This window comes from Streptomyces sp. NBC_01571 (genome assembly GCF_026339875.1).
Lineage (GTDB): Bacteria > Actinomycetota > Actinomycetes > Streptomycetales > Streptomycetaceae > Streptomyces.
Genome location: NZ_JAPEPZ010000001.1, coordinates 8,953,494 through 8,972,313, shown reverse-complemented (window position 1 = coordinate 8,972,313; position 18,820 = coordinate 8,953,494). Strand labels below are relative to the sequence as shown.

At 71.6% G+C, this 18,820-nt stretch carries 15 protein-coding genes; 3 read left to right on the top strand and 12 right to left on the bottom strand.

Annotated features, from left to right (window positions below):
* The first annotated feature begins 304 nt into the window (after positions 1 to 304).
* Positions 305 to 970, top strand: a complete 666-nt coding sequence (locus OHB41_RS40120; RefSeq protein ID WP_266704563.1) for a zf-HC2 domain-containing protein — start codon at positions 305 to 307, stop codon at positions 968 to 970.
* Between the two features lie 7 nt (positions 971 to 977).
* Here the strand turns inward: OHB41_RS40120 and OHB41_RS40115 are convergent, their stop codons facing one another.
* The 3 genes from OHB41_RS40115 to OHB41_RS40105 form a co-directional block, all read right to left on the bottom strand.
* Positions 978 to 1,838 (bottom strand): Fpg/Nei family DNA glycosylase, encoded by an 861-nt coding sequence (locus OHB41_RS40115; protein ID WP_266704562.1) that lies wholly within the window; start codon positions 1,836 to 1,838, stop codon positions 978 to 980.
* Between the two features lie 79 nt (positions 1,839 to 1,917).
* Positions 1,918 to 3,993, bottom strand: a complete 2,076-nt coding sequence (locus OHB41_RS40110; RefSeq protein WP_266704561.1) for a SpoIIE family protein phosphatase — start codon at positions 3,991 to 3,993, stop codon at positions 1,918 to 1,920.
* Between the two features lie 109 nt (positions 3,994 to 4,102).
* Positions 4,103 to 5,335 carry a DUF6777 domain-containing protein gene (locus OHB41_RS40105; protein ID WP_266704560.1) on the bottom strand — a complete coding sequence of 411 codons (1,233 nt, stop codon included), beginning with the start codon at positions 5,333 to 5,335 and terminating at the stop codon, positions 4,103 to 4,105.
* A 117-nt stretch (positions 5,336 to 5,452) separates the two neighbouring features.
* On the opposite strand from OHB41_RS40105, the gene OHB41_RS40100 reads away from it, so the two are divergent.
* The gene (locus OHB41_RS40100) at positions 5,453 to 6,874 is read left to right on the top strand and encodes a lipase maturation factor family protein (RefSeq protein WP_266704559.1); all 1,422 of its coding nucleotides are present in this window, start codon (positions 5,453 to 5,455) and stop codon (positions 6,872 to 6,874) included.
* Here the strand turns inward: OHB41_RS40100 and OHB41_RS40095 are convergent.
* From OHB41_RS40095 to OHB41_RS40060, 8 genes are all read right to left on the bottom strand, one after another.
* A complete protein-coding gene (locus OHB41_RS40095; RefSeq protein ID WP_266704557.1) occupies positions 6,862 to 7,701 on the bottom strand; it encodes an amidohydrolase family protein in 840 nt (279 codons plus the stop codon). The two genes, OHB41_RS40100 and OHB41_RS40095, sit on opposite strands and share 13 nt — an antisense overlap.
* Positions 7,698 to 8,012 carry an L-rhamnose mutarotase gene (locus OHB41_RS40090; protein WP_266704555.1) on the bottom strand — a complete coding sequence of 105 codons (315 nt, stop codon included), beginning with the start codon at positions 8,010 to 8,012 and terminating at the stop codon, positions 7,698 to 7,700. The genes OHB41_RS40095 and OHB41_RS40090 overlap by 4 nt, the downstream gene beginning before the upstream one ends.
* Positions 8,009 to 8,995 carry an aldo/keto reductase gene (locus OHB41_RS40085; RefSeq protein WP_266704553.1) on the bottom strand — a complete coding sequence of 329 codons (987 nt, stop codon included), beginning with the start codon at positions 8,993 to 8,995 and terminating at the stop codon, positions 8,009 to 8,011. The genes OHB41_RS40090 and OHB41_RS40085 overlap by 4 nt, the downstream gene beginning before the upstream one ends.
* Positions 8,992 to 9,750, bottom strand: a complete 759-nt coding sequence (locus tag OHB41_RS40080) for an SDR family NAD(P)-dependent oxidoreductase (protein WP_266704551.1) — start codon at positions 9,748 to 9,750, stop codon at positions 8,992 to 8,994. Before OHB41_RS40080 ends, OHB41_RS40085 begins: the two co-directional genes overlap by 4 nt.
* A complete protein-coding gene (locus tag OHB41_RS40075; RefSeq protein WP_266704549.1) occupies positions 9,747 to 11,102 on the bottom strand; it encodes an L-fuconate dehydratase in 1,356 nt (451 codons plus the stop codon). The genes OHB41_RS40080 and OHB41_RS40075 overlap by 4 nt, the downstream gene beginning before the upstream one ends.
* 61 nt (positions 11,103 to 11,163) lie before the next feature.
* Positions 11,164 to 12,189 (bottom strand): ABC transporter permease, encoded by a 1,026-nt coding sequence (locus OHB41_RS40070; RefSeq protein ID WP_266704547.1) that lies wholly within the window; start codon positions 12,187 to 12,189, stop codon positions 11,164 to 11,166.
* On the bottom strand, positions 12,182 to 13,738 hold the full coding sequence (locus OHB41_RS40065; protein WP_266704545.1) for a sugar ABC transporter ATP-binding protein: 1,557 nt from the start codon (positions 13,736 to 13,738) through the stop codon (positions 12,182 to 12,184). Before OHB41_RS40065 ends, OHB41_RS40070 begins: the two co-directional genes overlap by 8 nt.
* Positions 13,735 to 14,811 (bottom strand): sugar ABC transporter substrate-binding protein, encoded by a 1,077-nt coding sequence (locus OHB41_RS40060; protein ID WP_266704543.1) that lies wholly within the window; start codon positions 14,809 to 14,811, stop codon positions 13,735 to 13,737. The genes OHB41_RS40065 and OHB41_RS40060 overlap by 4 nt, the downstream gene beginning before the upstream one ends.
* 193 nt (positions 14,812 to 15,004) lie before the next feature.
* Between OHB41_RS40060 and OHB41_RS40055 the strand changes: the two genes are divergently transcribed.
* Positions 15,005 to 15,727 carry a FadR/GntR family transcriptional regulator gene (locus tag OHB41_RS40055; RefSeq protein WP_211118108.1) on the top strand — a complete coding sequence of 241 codons (723 nt, stop codon included), beginning with the start codon at positions 15,005 to 15,007 and terminating at the stop codon, positions 15,725 to 15,727.
* A 73-nt stretch (positions 15,728 to 15,800) separates the two neighbouring features.
* On the opposite strand, the gene OHB41_RS40050 is transcribed toward OHB41_RS40055, so the two are convergent.
* Positions 15,801 to 18,818 carry an alpha-mannosidase gene (locus tag OHB41_RS40050; protein ID WP_266704538.1) on the bottom strand — a complete coding sequence of 1,006 codons (3,018 nt, stop codon included), beginning with the start codon at positions 18,816 to 18,818 and terminating at the stop codon, positions 15,801 to 15,803.
* Between the last annotated feature and the right edge of the window lie 2 nt (positions 18,819 to 18,820).

Here is an 18,820-nt window from a genome sequence, read left to right as displayed (position 1 = left end):
ACCCTCCGGAACTCCTCCGACCGGACCTCCCGACCCTCCGATCTTCTTTCCGCCCTTCTTTCCGCACCCTTCGAACAGTCCTTCCCTCCTGCGAGAACCTCCCAGCGATCCTCGGGCAGCCGCCCCGCGGACGCGGCCCGGGCAACTTTTCCGGGCACGCACCAATCCGCGGGCGCGCCCGCTCCGAACGTCTTCGCCGCGATTCCGGACGAGCTTGAGTGATTCGGCGGTCTGGTCCGTACCGGTGGGCAACAGCAACACCACCCCCACCCCGCTCGATCGCCACGAGGATTCGGTATTCGGTATGAGGTCCCTGGAACGGCATCGTGACGTCGGCGCCTACGCGCTCGGCGTGCTGGACGAGGCGGATGCCTTCCGCTTCGAGGATCACCTCATGGAGTGCCCCCAGTGCGCGGCGCACGTGAGTGAGTTCCGACCCGCCGCACGGCAGATGATGCTGTACCGGCGGGCCACACCGCGCTCCGTGCACCCGTTCGCGGCACCCGGCCCCCGGCTGCTGGACACGCTGCTCGGCGAGGTGGCGGGCCGCCGGCGGGCCGGCCGCAGGCGCTGGCTGTACGCGGTGGCCGCCGCCGTGGTCTTCGCGGCGGGCGGCCCCACGATCGCGATGGTGACGTCGCACGACTCGGCGTCCGGCGGCTCCGCGTCCAACCAGGCGGCCGCGACCGACGCGGACACCGGCGTCTGGGCCCGGATCACCACCCAGGACCGGGTCTGGGGCAGCGAGGTCGACGTCGAGGTCAAGGACTCCAGCGGTCCGCGGCCCTGCCAGCTCGTCGCCGTCGGCAAGGACGGGTCGGAGCAGACGGTCACGAGCTGGATGGTGCCCGAGCACGACGGAGCGTCCACCAGCATGCAGGGCGGCGCCTCGATGTCCTCCTCGGACATCAGCCGGTTCGAGGTGCGCACCGCGGACGGCAAGCACCTGGTGACGGTCAAGTCCCCCTGAGCTGGAGCTATTTGAGCAGCCGGGACATCCGCCGGTCGGCCAGCGGCTTGCCTCCCGTCTGACAGGTCGGGCAGTACTGCAGCGAGGAATCGCTGAAGGAGACCTCACGGATGATGTCGCCGCACACCGGACACGGCTCACCCGCCCTGCCGTGCACCCGCAGCCCGCTCTTCTTCTCCTTCTTGAGGCGACCCGCGGCCAGCCCGTGGGAGCGCTCCACCGCCTCGGTGAGCGTTCCACGCAGCGCCGCGTACAGACGGCCGGTCTCCTCGGGCGTCAGCGAGGAGGCGAGCTTGAACGGGGACATCCTGGCGGCGTGCAGGATCTCGTCGCTGTACGCGTTCCCCACGCCCGCGATCAGGCTCTGGTCCCGGAGGGCGCCCTTGAGGCGGCGCCGCTCCCCTTCGAGCAGCCGCGCGAACCGCGCCTCGTCGAAGTCGGCGGCGAGCGGGTCGGGGCCGAGGCGTGCCACGCCGGGGATCTCCTCCGGGTCCCGGACCACGTGGACCGCGAGTCTCTTCTGGGTGCCCGCCTCGGTGAGGTCGAAGCCCTCGCCGTTCTCCAGGGCGACGCGCAGCGCCAGTGGGCCCTTGCCGGGTCTGGGCGGGCCGTCGGGCAGCGGGTCCCGCCACTGCAGCCAGCCCCCGCGGGCCAGGTGCGTCACGAAGTGCAGGCCGTCGGCCTCGATGTCGAGGAACTTGCCGCGCCGGCGCACGGCGGTGACCTCACGGCCCTCGAAGGCGGTGACGGGCGGGTCGTAGGTCTTCAGGACACTGATGGCGACGGGGAGCACGCGCACGACCTCACGGCCGACAAGATGGTCGGCCAGGAAGTCCTTGAGCGCTTCGACCTCTGGCAGTTCCGGCATGCATCCAGAGTGCCACCCGGCACCGACACCACCATCCGGATCACCGACCATGCCCCGCCGGGCCGCGCCGCGCCGTCGGTCAGTCCCGTCCCGGGACGACGAACTCGGACCACACGCACTTGCCGCCGCCCCGGGCCTCCACGCCCCAGACGTCGGCGAGCCGGTCGACCAGCAGCAGACCACGCCCGGAGACACCGGACTCGCCCGCCTCCCGGCGGCGCGGCAGGGCACTGGAGGAGTCCTCGACCTCGACGCGCAGCCTGCGGTCGGGGCCGCTGAGGACCCGCAGGGTGACGATCGCGGGGCCCTCGGTGTGCATGAGGGCGTTGGTGATCAGTTCGTCGGCGACGAGTTCGATCTCGTCGGCGCGCTCGGCGGCACCCCAGGCGCGGACCGCCGCCCGGATCATGCGCCGGGCCTCGGTGAGGGCCTCGGAGTCACCGGGCGCGACCTGCTGCTGGAGCCGGCCACCGGACTGGCGGGGCCCGGGTCCGCAGCGGCGCAGGAGCAGCAGGGCCACGTCGTCCTCGCCGCCGCGTTCCTCGGCCACGTCGATGAGCCGGTCGGCGAGATCGCGCACGTCCTCCGGACCCGACCGGATCAGCTCCATGAGGGTGTGCATCCCCTCGTCGAGGTCGACGCCGGGCTGCTCCACGAGGCCGTCGGTGCACAGCATGAGGGTCTGGCCCGGGTCGAGTTCGACCGTCTCGACCGGGTATTCGAGGCGTCCGAAGAGGGCGGACAGACCTAGCGGCAGGCCCCCTTCGACGGACAGCCGGCGGCAGGTTCCGTCGGTCAGCCGGACCAGCGGGTCGATGTGGCCGGCCCGCACCAGCTGGACGACGCCGGTGGACAGGTCGGCCTCCGCGTACAGGCAGGTCGCGAAGCGTTCGGTGTCGAGTTCGTGCAGGAAGACGGAGGCGCGGGCCATCACGGTGGCGGGGGTGTGCCCTTCGGCCGCGTAGGCGCGCAGCACGATGCGCAACTGGCCCATGACCGCCGCCGCGTGCGTGTCGTGGCCCTGGACGTCGCCGATGACGGCGCCGACCCGGCCGCCCGGCAGCGGGATCAGGTCGTACCAGTCGCCGCCGATGTCCCGGCCGAGGGACGCGGAACGGTAGCGGACGGCGGTGTCGGCGCCGGGCACGCTGGGGATGGAGCGCGGCAGCATGGCCTGCTGGAGTCCCTCGGCGAGGTCCTTCTCCTGCTCGTAGAACATGGCCCGCTGCAGGCTCTGGGCGATACTGCTGCCGAGTGCGACGAGGACGTTGCGCTCCTCGGCGGAGAAGCCGTAGCGGTCGTTGTAGAGGAGGCCGAGGGCGCCGATGGGACGGGCCTGCGCGATCAGCGGCAGATAGGCGGCCGAGGTGATCTCCAGGTCGGTGATGTGCGGCCACAGCGTCGGGTACGACGCGGCGAAGTCGTCGGGCGACTCGATGAAGCGCGGGGCGAGGGTGCGGACGACCTCGCTCATCGGGTATTCCTCGTCGATCCGGGTGATCAGGGTGCCGGGTACGAAACTGCCCGCGGGGCCCTCGGCGACGAGCCGGATGCGGCCGGCCTCGATCAGTCCCATGACCATGCTCGTCGCCCCGAGATGGGTGAGGCCGTGCGTGTCCTTGAGGATGTCGATGACGTCCTGGACGGTCCGGGCGTGGGCCAGCGCCGCCGTGGTGATCTGCACGACGTTGGTCTGCTGGCGGCGGGCCTCGTCCTGGGCGGCGAGCTCGTGGCGCGCCGCGCCCTCGCTCAGTTCCTGGGTGGCGTCGCGCACGATGCCGATGATCCGGCGCGGTCTGCCGGTCTCGTCGCGCCGGATGCAGCCCTGGGTGTGTGTCCAGCGCAGGGAGCCGTCTCGGCGGCGGACGCGGAAGTAGGCGCCGTAGTTCTCGCTGCCGTCCTTGATGGCCTGGGACACCACGGTGTCGAGGCGTATGCCCTCCGCCGGGGGCATCCGGACCGACAGGCCGCTCGGGGACCCGTCGAACTCGGACGGGCGCAGGTCGAAGATCTCGTGGGCCTGGGCGTCCATGTGGAGCAGGCCGCTGTCCAGGTCCCAGTCGAAGCTGCCCATGCGGTTGAGCGCCAGGATCGGATCCGGGCGGGCGGGCCAGTCGTCCGGGAGAGACAGGGCGCTCGCTCCCCGATCAACCATGGGGCCACCTTGTCAGGATTTGCCGGATTCTTCGACTTGTGGAGAGCCCGTTTTCCGGCGCTCCACGGAGTGGGGCCGGGGTCCGCCGTGCCGGCGGCTCCCGGTCCGCTCAGCTGTCGAAGACATCGGTCGGGGCGTCGAACACGGTGCCCCCATCGGGTGACTCGTCGGGCACCGGACCGCCGCCGTCGGGCAGCCCGGGGAGTTCCGGCAGGGTGTCGGGGCCGGTCCCCTCGTCCGACGGCGCCGCCGGGGGCTCGCCCACGGTCGGGGGCGGGGAGGAGGTGACGGTGGCCGTGGGGCAGTCCGGGGGTGCCGCCACCGTGGTCTGCGCGGGCGTCGCCTCGTCAGGGGCGCTCCCGGTCGGACCGGGCGGGACGGTCACGGTCGGCGTCGCACAGTCGGAGTCCTCGGGCGGCCGGCCCGCTCCGCTCGGCGAGTCGCCGGGGCCCGTGGGGCCGGAGGCGGACGGCGAGGCCTGCGGACTCGTGTCCGGGCCGGTCGGGGGAACACCGGACGGCCCGATGTCGGGCGCTCCGGCCTCGGGCGGCCGGACGACGACGTCGCGGTGCCCGTCGTCGCCGATCCGCCGCTCGATCCAGGTGTTGTCGTGGAGGTCGATGATCGTGACGCCGGTGAGCGCGGCGGGCGCGGGCGTCACCTCGATGACCTCGCCCGGCCGGAAGGAGGACCAGGACTGCCCCCGGGTGGCCGGGGTGCCGCGCGGGGTGACCGGCGGATTCAGCGGGTTGCCGCAGGCGCAGCGGAGCCGGGGCACGCCCCGGTCGTCGACGAGGACGGCGGTGCCCGCCTGCAGCACGGACTGGAATCCGGTCACCCGGCCGTCCTGGTAGCCGTGGTCGGTGACCCGCGTGTCGGCGCGCAGGACGACCGACGTCAGCCCGCGCAGAAAGTCCGGTACGGCGGCCTGTGCGATGCCCGCGGCGCGGGCGAAGGCCTGTGTCCTGCGGGGGTCCGCGGCGAGCAGGCCGGCCTGCCGGCCGACGTCGCAGCCGGCGGCCGCCCGGGTGCCGCCGTACAGGCCCGGCGTACCGCCCGGGAAGCGTGCCGGGTGCGCCGTGGTCGTGGTGCCGCCGGGCGTCGAGGAGTCCCGCGCCGTCGATTGCGGCGTTCGGGTGACGCGCGGCGGGGTGGCGGTGACCGTCGAGTCGGTGAAGGGGTCGGGCCCCCGGTCGGCGACCGGCTGGAGGAGGATCTCGCCGTGGGAGGCGTCGGACGCCGTGTTCTCGTCGTTCCCGTCGTCGTTGCCGCCGCACCCGGCGACGAGAAGGGCCGCCGAGAGCGCGCAGGCCGTGACGAAGGTTCGGGTGGGTATGCGCACCGCGTTCTCCCGTTCATCCCGGACAGGTCGATGACCATTGTCTGCGTCGCCCGGTCGGCACACGCAAGCGGAGACGATCACCCAGCGTCACAATGAAAGGGAAAGGAGCGACTCGCCGTGGAGTGGTTCACCGCCCCCGACTACTGGCTGAGCCGGCTGGTCTTCCAGCGGGCGCTGGCCGTGGTGTATCTCGTCGCGTTCCTCGGCGCGGCGCTGCAGTTCCGCGCGCTGATCGGGGAGCGCGGCATGCTGCCCGTGCCCCGGTTCGTGGCGCGGGTGCCGTTCCGTCACGCCCCGAGCGTGTTCCACCTGCACTACTCGGACCGCTTCTTCGCGGTCTGGTCCTGGACGGGCTGTGCGGTGTCCGCTGCCTTGGCGGCGGGCCTCGACGGGTACCTCCCGCTCTGGGGCGGCATGCTGCTGTGGCTCGTCCCCTGGGTGATGTATCTGTCGATCGTCAACGTCGGCCAGACCTGGTACGCGTTCGGCTGGGAGTCGCTGCTCCTGGAGGTCGGTTTCCTCGCCGTCTTCCTGGGCAACGACGAGGTCGCTCCCCCGGTCGTGATCCTCTTCCTGCTGCGCTGGGTGCTGTTCCGGGTCGAGTTCGGCGCGGGTCTGATCAAGATGCGCGGCGACGCCTGCTGGCGGAAGCTGACGTGCCTGGACTACCACCACGAGACCCAGCCGATGCCGGGCCCGCTGAGCTGGTTCTTCCACCACCTCCCCAAGCCCGTGCACCGGGTGGAGGTGGCCGCGAACCACTTCACCCAGCTCGTCGTCCCCGTCCTGCTGTTCACCCCGCAGCCGGTCGCGACGGCCGCCGCCTCGCTGATGGTGCTCACCCAGCTCTGGCTGGTGCTGTCGGGCAACTTCTCCTGGCTGAACTGGACCACGATCGTGCTGGCCCTCTCCGCCGTCGAGTTCCCGGCCACTCCCCCACGGGTGCCGGGACCGCCTCTCTGGTACGAGATCGTGGTCCTCGCCGTCGCCGCCGTCCTGGTGGTCCTCGGCTACCGTCCCGCCCGCAACATGGTCTCCCGGCGCCAGGTCATGAACCGCTCCTTCGACCCGCTGCGCCTGGTCAACACCTACGGCGCGTTCGGCAGCGTCAGCCGGGTGCGCCACGAGGTGGTCGTCGAGGGCACCTCGGACGAGGTGCCGCGCGAGGACTCGGACTGGCGGGAGTACGAGTTCAGGGGCAAGCCCGGTGATCCGCGCCGCTGGCCGCGCCAGTTCGCGCCGTACCATCTGCGGCTCGACTGGATGATGTGGTTCGCGGCGCTCTCCCCCGCCTACGCCGGTTCCTGGTTCACCGGTCTGGTCGAACGGCTGCTGGAGAACGACCGCGACACGCTGCGGCTGCTGCGCCGTTCGCCGTTCCCCGTGAACGCGCCGCCCCGGTACGTCCGGGCCCGTCTGTACCGCTACCGCTACACGACCTGGCGCGAACTCCGGGAGACGGGCGCCTGCTGGCACCGGACCCATGTGCGGGAGTTCCTGCCGCCGACGCGGCTGGAGTGGGGCGATCAGAGCCGGTAGACGCGCCGGGCGGTACCGCCGAACACGTCGGCGCGCTCCCCTTCGTCGAGCACCTCCGTCAACTCCTCCGTCGCCGCGACCACTTGGGCGTAGGACGCGGCCAGCGTGCACACCGGCCAGTCGGAGCCGAACATCAGACGGCCGGGGCCGAAGGCCGCCAGGGCGGTCTCGGCGTACGGGCGCAGGTCGTCGACCGTCCACTTCGCGAGGTCGGCCTCGGTGACCAGGCCGGAGAGTTTGCCCACCGTGTTGGGGAGCGCCGCCAGCGCGCGGACATGACCCGCCCACGGGTCCAGGGTGCCTGCCGCGATCGGCGGCTTCCCCAAGTGGTCGAGGACGAAGGTGAGTTCGGGGTGTTCCAGGGCGGCGCGGACACAGCCGGGCAGTTGGTGGGGCAGCACGACCAGGTCGTAGACCAGGCCGGCCGCCGCGACGGCCGCCAGCCCGCGCCGTACGTCCGGTCGCAGCAGCCACTCGGGCTCGGGCTCGCCCTGCACCTGGTGGCGGATGCCCTTGAGGTACCGGCCGCCGGGCAGTTCCCGCAGCCGGGCCAGCTCGTCGGCGACGTCCGGCCGGGTCAGGTCGGTCCAGCCCACCACCCCGGCGATCAGCTCGCTCCGCCCGGCGAGGTCGAGGAACTCCGGGGTCTCCTCGGCCACGGTGACGGTCTGGACCAGCACGGTCCGTCCGATCCCGGCGGCGGCCGCCTCGGGCCGGAGGTCGCCGAGGGCGAAGTCCCTGCGCAGCGGCCGCAGTCCGGGGCCGGTGATCCAGTCCTGGTCCCGGACGGAGAGGTCCCACACGTGGTGGTGCGCGTCCACCCTCACGGCAGCTCCCACACGACGGGCAGCCCCGCCGCGGCTCCCTCGTCGGAGTAGTCGTGCACGACGTCGAGGAGTTCGGCCATCCGCGCCTGCCAGGCGATGTTCACCGGCAGTCTCTCCAGTTCGGCGAGCATCCGGCCGTAGTCCTCGCACTCCAGGACGTGGAACAGGTCGGTGCCGCTGCGCCAGATCGTCCAGGAGGTCGCTCCGGCGGCCCGGATGGCCGCGGTGAGCTCCTCGGGAACCTTCCGGTGGGCGGCCTCGTACGCGTCGACGCGGTCGGCGCGCACCTTGGTGTGCAGGGCGATTCTCATGACGGGTCCTGTACGGGTACGGGGGCTTCCTCGGGCAGCAGTCCCGTCTCCCGCAGCTCCCGCCAGAACGCGGCGGGCACCGGGGTGGCGAACTGCTCGGCGCAGTCGCGGACCTCGTGTGCCGAGCGGGCGCCGACGAGCACGCTCACGACGGCCGGGTGGGCGGCGGGGAAGGCGAGCGCGGCGGCCCGCAGGGTGGTGCCGTGCCGCCCGGCGATCTCCTGGAGCCGCAGGGCCCGCTCCAGCGTCTCCCGCGGCGCCGTCGCGTAGTCGTACGTCGCTCCCGGCCGCGGGTCCGCCAGCAGGCCGGAGTTGAAGGCTCCCCCGATGACGACCGAGGTGCCGCGTTCCTGGGCGGCGGGCAGCAGTTCGGCCAGCGCCCGGTGGTCGAGCAGGGTGTAGCGCCCGGCGCAGAGCACCACGTCCACGTCCGTGTCGCGGACGAAGCGGGTGAGCATCCCGGCCTGGTTCATGCCCGCGCCGATCGCACCCACCACGCCTTCCGAACGGAGCTTCTCCAGCGCCGGGTAGCCCTCGTGGAAGGCCTGTTCGGCGTGGTCGTCCGGGTCGTGGAGGTAGACGACGTCCACGCGGTCGAGGCCGAGCCGTTCGAGGCCGTCCTGAAGGGCGCGTCGTACTCCGTCGGCGCTGAAGTCCCAGACCCGGCGGTGCGTGGCCGGCACGGCGAATCCGTTGGCCAGCTCGTCGCCGCCCGTGTCGGTGGGCTCGAGGAGGCGGCCCACCTTGGTGGAGAGGGTGTACGCGCGGCGCGGCCGCTCGCGCAGGGCCGCCCCGAGCCGCCGTTCGGAGAGGCCGAGGCCGTAGTGCGCCGCGGTGTCGAAGGAGCGGATGCCGCTGTCCCAGGCCGCGTCCACGGCCGCGTACGCCTCCTCGTCGCTCACCGGGGTGAACAGATTGCCGATGCCGGCGGCGCCGAAGGACAGGGCGCTGACCTCGACACCGCTTCTCCCGAGAGTGCTCACCGGCCCACCGGCCGCAGCCGCAGCCCCTGCATACCGCCGTCCACGGCGAGCGCGGTGCCGGTGGTGGCGCCGGACAGCGGACTCGCCAAGTAGGCGACGGCGCCCGCTACTTCGTCGGCGGAGACGAGGCGTCCGGAGGGCTGGCGGGCTTCCAGCGCGGCGCGTTCGGCGGCCGGGTCGGGGGCGGCGTCGAGGAGCCGGCCGACCCAGGGGGTGTCGGCCGTGCCGGGGTTCACGCAGTTGACCCGGATGCCCTCGCGGAGGTGGTCGGCGGCCATGGCGAGGGTGAGGGAGAGCACGGCGCCCTTCGACGCGGAGTACACGGCGCGCTGCGGCAGTCCCGCGGTGGCGGCGATGGAGCAGGTGTTCACGATCGCCGCGTGCGCGGATTTCCGCAGATGCGGCAGGGCGGCGCGGGCCGTCCGCACCATGCCGAGGACGTTGACGTCCAGGACCCGGTGCCACTCGGTGTCGTCGTTGTCCTCGACGGTGCCCTGGGCACCGATCCCCGCGTTGTTGACCAGGATGTCGAGTCCCCCGAGGTCCGCGACCGCCGCGGCCACCGCCGCACGGACGGAGGCGTCGTCGGTGACGTCGGCGCGGTAGCCGAGCAGCGGCTTCTCGACCCGTGAGAGGTCGAGGTCGAGGACGGCGACCTGGGCGCCACGGGCCGCGAGCAGCTCGGCGGTGGCGCGGCCGATGCCGGAGGCACCGCCGGTCACCAGCGCCTTGAGACCTTCGAAGTCCGCGGTCATGCGGCTTCCCCCTTCTGACTGCCGGGTTCCTGCCGGGCGAGGTCGGCGGCCCAGAAGGTGCCGCCGGGATAGGTGTACTCCGCGATGGACTCCGGACGCATGGTGGCGGAGAAGCCCGGGGCGGTGGGCGCCGTGTAGTGACCCTGCCGGATCACCACCGGGTCGAGGAAGTGGTTGTGCAGATGGTCGACGTATTCGATGACCCGGTCGTCGGTGGTGCCGGAGAGCGCCACGAAGTCGAACATCGAGAGGTGCTGGACGAGTTCGCACAGGCCGACGCCGCCCGCGTGCGGGCAGACGGGCACCCCGAACTTGGCCGCGAGCAGCAGGATGGCGAGGTTCTCGTTGACGCCGGCGACCCGGGCCGCGTCGATCTGCAGGATGTCGATGGCGCCGGCCTGGAGGAGCTGCTTGAAGACGATGCGGTTGTGGACGTGCTCTCCGGTGGCGACCTTGACGGGGGCGACCGCCTTGCGCACGGCGGCGTGCCCGAGGACGTCGTCGGGGCTGGTGGGCTCCTCGATCCAGTAGGGGTCGAACTCGGCGAGGGCCCTGGTCCAGTCGATGGCCTCGTCCACGTTCCAGCGCTGGTTGGCGTCGATCGCGATGCGGATGCCGGGGCCGACGACGGAGCGGGCGACCCGGCAGCGTCGTACGTCGTCCGTCAGATCGGCGCCGACCTTCAGCTTGATCTGGGTGAAGCCGTCGGCGACCGCCTCGGCGGCCAGCCGGGTGAGCTTCTCGTCGCTGTAGCCGAGCCAGCCGGGCGAGGTGGTGTAGGCGGGGAAGCCGTTCTCCCGAAGGGTCGTGGCGCGCTCGGCGGCTCCCTGTCTGCCGCGCCGCAGCAGTTCCAGCGCCTCCTCGGGGGTGAGGGCGTCCGTGAGGTAGCGGAAGTCGACCTGGCGTACCAGCCACTCGGGTTCGGCGTCGGCGAGCAGTTGCCACAGCGGCTTTCCTGCACGCTTGGCCGCCAGGTCCCACACGGCGTTGACGACGGCTCCGATCGCCATGTGCATCACGCCCTTCTCGGGCCCCAGCCAGCGCAGTTGGCTGTCGCCGATGAGGTCCCGGGCGAGCGAGCCCGGGTCGGCGCACAGCTCCTCGACGGACCGTCCCACCACATGCCCCCGCAGCGCCTCGATCGCCGCGACCTGGACATCGTTGCCCCGTCCGATGGTGAAGGTGAATCCGTGTCCCTCGGGACAGTCGGCCGTGTCGCCGCGCAGCACGACGTAGGCCGCCGAGTAGTCGGGGTCCGGGTTCATCGCGTCGGAGCCGTCGAGCTCGCGCGAGGTGGGGAAACGGACGTCGTAGGTGTCGACCGCGGTGATGCGAGCGGCAGTTGGGGACACGGGAGGCCTTTCGGTCCGGAACAGGGGGTACGGAGGGGTCCGTACGAGAGCGAAGGGGCGGTCAGTCCTGGGCGCGTCCGGTGGTCACCCGGGCGATCATCAGGGCGACCAGGATGATTCCGCCGTAGATCGCCTGGATCCAGAAGGACGGCACCTGCGCGAGGGTGAGCAGGTTCTGTACGACGCCCAGCAGCAGGACGCCGGTGAGGGCGCCGAACATGGTGCCCCTGCCGCCGTCGAGGCTGATGCCGCCGATGACCGCGGCCGCCATCACCGTGAAGATCATGTTGTTGCCCTGGTTGGCGCTGATCGCGCCGACGTAGCCGGTCTGCATGATGCCGCCGACCGAGGCGAGGACACCCGCGACGACCGACACCCCGAGGAGCACCCGGTCGACACGGATACCGGCCGCGCGGGCGGCCTCCATGTTGCCGCCGATCGCGTACAGGGCGCGGCCGATCCGGTGGTACTTGAGGATCAGCCCGGCGACGCCGAAGGCGACCGCGGCCAGCCACACCGAGAGCGGAACGCGCAGGAAGGTGGAGGTGGCCAGGGAGAAGAACGCGTCGGGCATGCCGAACAGCGTCTTGCCCTTGGTGGCGCCGACCAGCAGGCCGCGCAGGACGATCAGCATCGCGAGGGTGACGATGAAGGCGTTGAGCTTGAACTTCACCACGAGGACGCCGTTGAAGGCGCCGATGACGCCGCCCACGACGAGGACCGCCAGCAGGGCGAGCCCGGCCGACCATTCCGTGCCCCAGCCGGACTGCGCGGCGGGCAGGACCAGCAGGGCGCCGACGGCGGGCGCGATACCGACGACCGACTCCAGCGACAGGTCGATCTTGCCGGTGATCAGGACGAGCGACTCGGCGAGGACCACCATCGCGAGCGCCGCGGAGGCGCCGAGGATGGAGATGAGGTTCCGCTCGGTGAGGAAGGAGTCGTTGACGATCGCGCCGAGCACCATGAGCAGCAACAGGGCTGGCACGAGGGCGAGTTCGCGGGCGCGGCGGAGCAGTACGGTCTTGGTGGCACGCCCGTCGCGCACTCCCGCGGCGGCGAGCGGCGGGGCCTTGGTCTCAGTCACCGGGGCCTCGCTCTCCTCGGCCGGGGGTCCGGGGTTGACCCCCCGGGGAGATGCGGTAGCCATGGTCCACTCCTTCGATGGAGGCGATCAGCTCGTGGTCGTGCCAGCCGGCCGGGTGCTCGGCGACGACGCGGCCGTGGAAGAGGACGAGGACGCGGTCGCAGCGGCGCAGGTCGTCGAGTTCGTCGGAGACGACGAGTACGGCGGTGCCGTCGTCACGGGCGCTGTCCACGCGGGACAGCAGCGACTCCTTGGACTTCACGTCGACGCCCGCGGTGGGGTTGATGAGGATGAGCAGACGGGGGTCGGAGGCGAGGGCGCGGGCCATCACGACCTTCTGCGCGTTGCCGCCGGAGAGGTCGGAGACGGGCTGGTCGGGTCCTTCGGCGTGGATGTCGAGGCGGTCGATCAGCTCGTCGGCGAACCGGCGTCTGCGGTCGGTGGCGATGAAGCCGTAGCGGCCGAGCCGGTTCAGGACGGTCATGGTGGTGTTGTCGCCGATGCTCATGCCGGAGACGAGCCCCTGCTCGTGCCGGTCGCGCGGCACGCAGCCGACGCCCGCCCTGAGCGCGGCCTGCACGTCGCCGAACGGGAGCGGCTCGCCGTCGAGACGGGCCGTTCCGCCGGTCGGCCGGTGCAGACCGGCGAACGACTCGGCCAGCTCGATCTTGCCGCTCGCGCTGGAGCCGGCGAGCCCGACGACCTCACCGCGGCGGACGGTGAGGTCGATGGCGTCGTACGCGTCCGAGGTGAGGCCTTCGGTGCGCAGCACGACGGGCGCGTCCTCGGGCGCGGTGTCCCGGACGGCCGCGCGTTCGGCGATCGCCTCACCCGCCATGGCCTCCACCAACGCCGGTCGCGGAAGCTCGGCGACCGGCGCCGTGGTGATCCAGCGGGCGTCCCGCAGCACGGTGACCGTCTGGCACACCTCGTACACCTCCTGGAGGTGGTGCGAGATGAACAGGAAGGTGACGCCGGACTCCTGGAGCGCGCGCATCCGGGTGAAGAGCCGCTCGATCTCCCGGTTGTCGAGCTGCGCCGTGGGTTCGTCGAGCACGATGAACCGGGCGCCGAAGCTCAACGCCCGCGCGATCTCCACCATTTGACGGTCCTCGACCTTGAGGTCCGCGGTGCGGGCCTCGGGGTCGACCCGCACGTCCCAGGTCGCCAGGACGTCGGCCGCCTCGGCCCGGAGTCTGCGCCAGCTGATCAGTCCGCCGCGTCCGGTCGGCTGCCGGTTGATGAAGAGGTTCTCCGCGACCGTCAACTCCGGTACCACGGTGGGCTTCTGGTAGACACAGGCCACCTTGCGGCGCCAGGCGTCGCGGTCGGTGAGCGGGGGCGCGGGTTCGCCGTCGAAGCGGACGGTGCCCTCGTCGGGGGCCTGCAGACCGGTGAGGATCGTGACGAGGGTGGACTTGCCCGCGCCGTTGCGTCCCACGAGGGCATGGGACTCGCCCGGCAGGACGGTGAGCCGGCCGTCTTGGAGGGCGACGGTGGGGCCGTACCGCTTGGCCACCCCGCGCGCCTCCACCAGTGGGGTACTCATTTGACCGTGTTGCCCCAGAGCTCGGGGTCGTCGACGTTGTCCTTGGTGACCAGCGGCGCGGGCAGCTGGTCCTCCAGGATGCCGCTGGGCAGCTTGACGATCTTGGAGTCGTGGTCGGTCGGTCCGGTCTTGAACGTCTTCCCGTGCATGGCCGCCTTGATGTAGTACATGCCGTACTTGGCGTAGGCGTCGGCGGGCTGGGAGACGGTGGCGTCGATCTCGCCCTTGCGGATGGCGTCGAACTCCTGCGGGATGCCGTCGTTCGAGACGATCGCGATGTGACCGGACTGGCCGGCCTTCTTCAGCATCCCCTTCGACTTCAGGGTCTGCAGGGTGGGCGCGAGGTAGACACCGCCCGCCTGCATGTAGATGCCCTTGATGTCGGGGTTGGCGTTCAGCAGCGTGTCCAGTTTGGAGGCCGCGGTGTCGGACTCCCACTTGGCGGGGATCTCCAGGACCTTCAGCTTCGGGTAGTTCTTCTTCACGCAGGAGCGGAACGCCTCGGAGCGGTCACGGCCGTTGACCGACGCCAGGTCGCCCATGATCTGCACGACCTTGCCCGAACCGACCTGCTTGCCCAGGAACTCGCAGGCCTTCTCGCCGTACGCGACGTTGTCGGCGCGGACGACCATGGCGACCTTCCCCTTGTCGGGGGCCACGTCGACGGCGACCACGGGGACACCCTTGCGCTCGGCCTGGTCGAGACCGGCGACGATCGCGGCGCTGTCCAGGGGGGCCACGACCAGCCCCTTCACGCCCTGGTTCAGCTGGTTGTTGATATCGGTGATCTGCTGCGACGGATCACTGTTGGAGTTGACGGTCTTGAGGGCGTCGACGCCCTCGGACTTCGCCATCTTCGGCACGTAGTCGTTGTAGGACTGCCAGAACGGCGAGGTCAGCAGGGGCAGGATCACTCCGACCTTGCCGCTGCCGTCGCCTCCCCCGCCGCCGGAGGCGACGTCGTCCTTGGTGCTGCCGCACGCCGCGAGCACCAGGGTCGCGCAGGCGGCCACAGCCGCCGCACTCACTGCCCGCGACGAGATTCGCCTGTTCCGCACTGTTCTGCCGGCCATCTGACGGCTCCTCATTGAGCGAGATCGAGCAGGACGCGTGGCCGGAGTCCCTCTTCCAGCCGGGACGAATATTTATCAGACCACTTTGGGTCCGCAACACCCCGCGGAGCCAAGTTTTCCGGGTTTCTGGCCATAGTGGTCCGACCACATCGGTGGTTAGACTGCGGCGCACCCGGCAACAGGAGGAGGCGGCGTGGACGAGACCCTGTCCCACGGGACGGAGGGCGCTCCGCAGAAGGGCACCGTGACCCAGCGCGCCATCGAGCGGATCAAGGCGATGATCAAAGAGGGCCGTCTCGAGCCAGGACAGCGGCTGCCGACGGAGCGCGATCTCGCCGCCCAGCTGGGCATGTCCCGCAGCTCGATGCGCGAGGCGATCCGCGCGCTCACGGTTCTCGGCGTGCTGGAGGCCCGGCACGGCTCGGGCATCTACGTCACACAGCTGGAGGCCGGGGACCTCCTGGAGACCTTCGGTGTGGTGGCCGACCTCTCGCGCGGGCCTCGGCTGGTGGAACTGCTGGAGGTGCGCCGGATCCTGGAGTCGACGGCGACGGCACTGGCCGCCGCGCGGATCACCCCCGACCAGCTCGCCGAGGTGGAGAAACACCTCACCGCGATGAACGCGACCGACGACCCGGAGGAGATCCTCGCCCACGACCTGGCCTTCCACCGGGAGATCGCGGCCGCCGCGGGCAACGAGACGATGGCGGCCATCCTGGAGGGGCTGTCCTCGCGCACGTTCCGCGCCCGGGTCTGGCGCGGCTACCAGGAGGAGGGCGCCTTCGAGCGGACCCGCCGCGAGCACGCGGCGATCCACCGCGCGCTGCTGGCCCACGACCCGGAGGCGGCCAGAGCGGCCGCGGCCGCGCACGTGGGCGAGGTCGAGCAGTGGCTGCGGACCCAGCTCACGCCCTAGGGTGTGCCGGGCGTCGCGAGGCAGGCGGGACTTTCGCGACTCGCCCTGGCCGGGTCCGCGGCCCGTACGGTGGTCAGGCCCGCTTCAGCCGCAGCGTCACCAGCTCGAAGGGGCGCAGCGACAGGGTGATCCGGTCGCCGTCGCGTTCCGGCATGGCGGCGTCCGCGAGAGGCCGCTCCAGCAGATCGGTCACCGTGACGGCCCCGGTCGCGAAGCCCGCGGTGAGCGTGGCCCGCGTCCGGCCGCCGCGGGACTCGTGGAAGCGTACGACCACGTCACCGCTGCCGTCGTCGGCGAGCTTGACCGCGGTCACCACGACCGCGTCCTGCTCGACGCCCACCAGCGGCACGACCTCGCGCGCGCCCGTCAGATGCCGCTCGGGCAGGTTGATCCGCCAGCCCTCGCGCACCGCGTCCCCGATCCCGGCGCCCGGCACCAGCGCGTGCCGGAAGCGGTGCACCCCCTGGTCGGTCTCCGGGTCCGGGAAGCGCGGGGCGCGCAGCAGGGACACGCGCACGGTGGTGGTCGTACCGGAGTCGCTGTCGCGCACGGTCCGGGTCACGTCGTGTCCGTACGTGGAGTCGTTGACGATCGCGACGCCCCAGCCCGGCTCCTCGACGTGCACGAACCGGTGGTTGCACGCCTCGAACTTGGCGGACTCCCAAGAGGTGTTGGTGTGGGTGGGCCGGTGAAAGTGCCCGAACTGGGTCTCGGACGCGTACCGTTCGGCGTGCACGTCGAGCGGGAAGGCGAGCTTCAGGAACTTCTCGGTCTCGTGCCAGTCGACCTCCGTGTCGATGCCGAGTCGCCGCTCCCCCGGCGCAAGCGACAGCACCTGGGTGACCCGCGACGCGCCGAAGGACCGTACGATCCGGACCGACACGCCGTCCTCACCGGGCCCGACCTCGTCGGCGTCCACCAGATCGGTGACCGTGTTGCGGTAGAACTCGTCGACGTCCCAGGCGTCCCACATGTTCGGGAAGTCGGGGTGGATCTGGAGCAGGTTCGCGGCCCGGTCCGGTGCGATCGTCTCGCGGCCGGCCTCGATGTCGTACGCCGAGACGACCAGTCCCCGGGCGTCGATCCCGACCCGCAGCAGACCGTTGTCGAGGACGTGACCGCCGCCCGCCCTCGGCGTGAGCGAGACTCCGCCGGGGTCGGTGGCCGGGCGGGCCGCGCCCGCCGGGACCCCGTCGCGGGTGTGCGGAGCGGAGTTGAACACGAGCCGGGTGGCGCCTTCACCGGCCAGCGCGCGCTGTGCCGCGCCGATGATGCCGTCCAGCTCCGCGGCGACCCGCTCGTACGTCCTGCGGGCCTCCCGGTGCACCCAGGCGATGGACGAGCCGGGCAGGATGTCGTGGAACTGGTGGAGCAGCACCGTCTTCCAGATGCGGTCCAGCTCCTCGTACGGGTAGGGGAACCCGGTCCGCACCGCCGCGGTCGCCGCCCACAGTTCGGCCTCGCGCAACAGGTGCTCGCTGCGGCGGTTGCCCTGCTTGGTCTTCGCCTGGCTGGTGAGGGTCGCACGGTGCAGTTCGAGGTACAACTCGCCGACCCAGACGGGCGCGTCGGGGTGTTCGGCCTCGGCCTTCGCGAAGAACTCCGCCGGGGTCTCCCACACCACGGTGGCGGAGCCTTCGAGGTCCTTGAGGCGGGCCGCCTTCGCGACCATCTCGCGGGTGGTGCCACCGCCTCCGTCGCCCCAGCCGGTGGGCGCGAGGGAGTGCCGGGCGACGCCCTTGTCCTTGAAGTTCCTGGCCGCGTGGGCGATCTCGCTGCCCCGCATGGAGCAGTTGTAGGTGTCGACGGGCGGGAAGTGGGTGAAGATGCGGGTGCCGTCGATGCCCTCCCAACGGAAGGTGTGGTGCGGGAACTTGTTGGTCTGGGACCACGAGATCTTCTGCGTGAGAAGCCACTTGGAACCCGCCGCCTTGATGATCTGCGGGAGTCCGGCGGCGAATCCGAAGGTGTCGGGCAGCCAGGCCTCGTCGTTCTCGATGCCGAACTCGTCGAGGAAGAACCTTTTGCCGTGCACGAACTGACGGGCCATCGCCTCCGAACCGGGCATGTTCGTGTCCGACTCGACCCACATGCCTCCGGCCGGGACGAACCGGCCCTCCGCGACGGCCTTCTTCACCCGCGCCCACACCTCGGGCCGGTGCTCCTTCACCCAGGCCCACTGCTGGGCCTGCGACATCGCGAAGACGAACTCGGGTTCGTCCTCGATCAGCGCCGTCATGTTGGAGGTCGTGCGCGCCACCTTGCGTACCGTCTCGCGCAGCGGCCACAGCCATGCCGAGTCGATGTGCGCGTGGCCGACGGCGCTGATCCGGTGTGCGGAGGGCACGGCCGGTTCGGCGAGCACGCCCTCGAGCCGGGCACGGGCCGCGGCGGCGGTGCCGCCCACGTCCTGGAGGTCGACGGCGTCGAGCGCCCGCTCCACCGCGCGCAGGATGTCCCAGCGCCGCGCGGACTCCACCGGCAGCTCGGCCATCAGCTCGCCGAGCACCTCCAGGTCGAGCACCAGCTCCCACACCGTCTCGTCGAGGACCGCGAGGTCCATCCGGGTGAGGGTGTACTGCGGCTCGCTGCCCGCCGTCTCCTTGTCGCCCAGCGGGGTGGGCAGGAAGGGGTGGTAGTCGAGGATCACCGGATTGGAGGCGGCCTCGATGTGCAGCCGGACCTCCTCGCCGCCCTCCACCGGCGCGCCGACGCGCACCCACTGGTTGCGGGGGTTGAGTCCCTTCACCGGGGTGCCGTCGGGCCGGTAGACGAGCCCCTCGCACTGGAATCCGGGCATGTTCTCGTCGAATCCGAGGTCGAGGAGCGCTTCGACGGTCCGGCCGGCCCAGGACTCGGGGACGGTCCCGGTGACCCGGAACCAACTGGTGCCCCACGGAGCGCCCCAGCGCGCGCCCACCTCGATCGGCTCCGGCTGGGCCGCGAGTCCCTCGGCGACCGGGACCGGCTCTCCGGGCGCGTTCCACACCGCCACTTCCAGCGGTACGGACTCGGGGTACACGGCGGGTCGGATACGCTCGTCGAGGACACGCTTGAGGCGGGCTTCGACCAGGGCGCGGTCGTCATGCATGG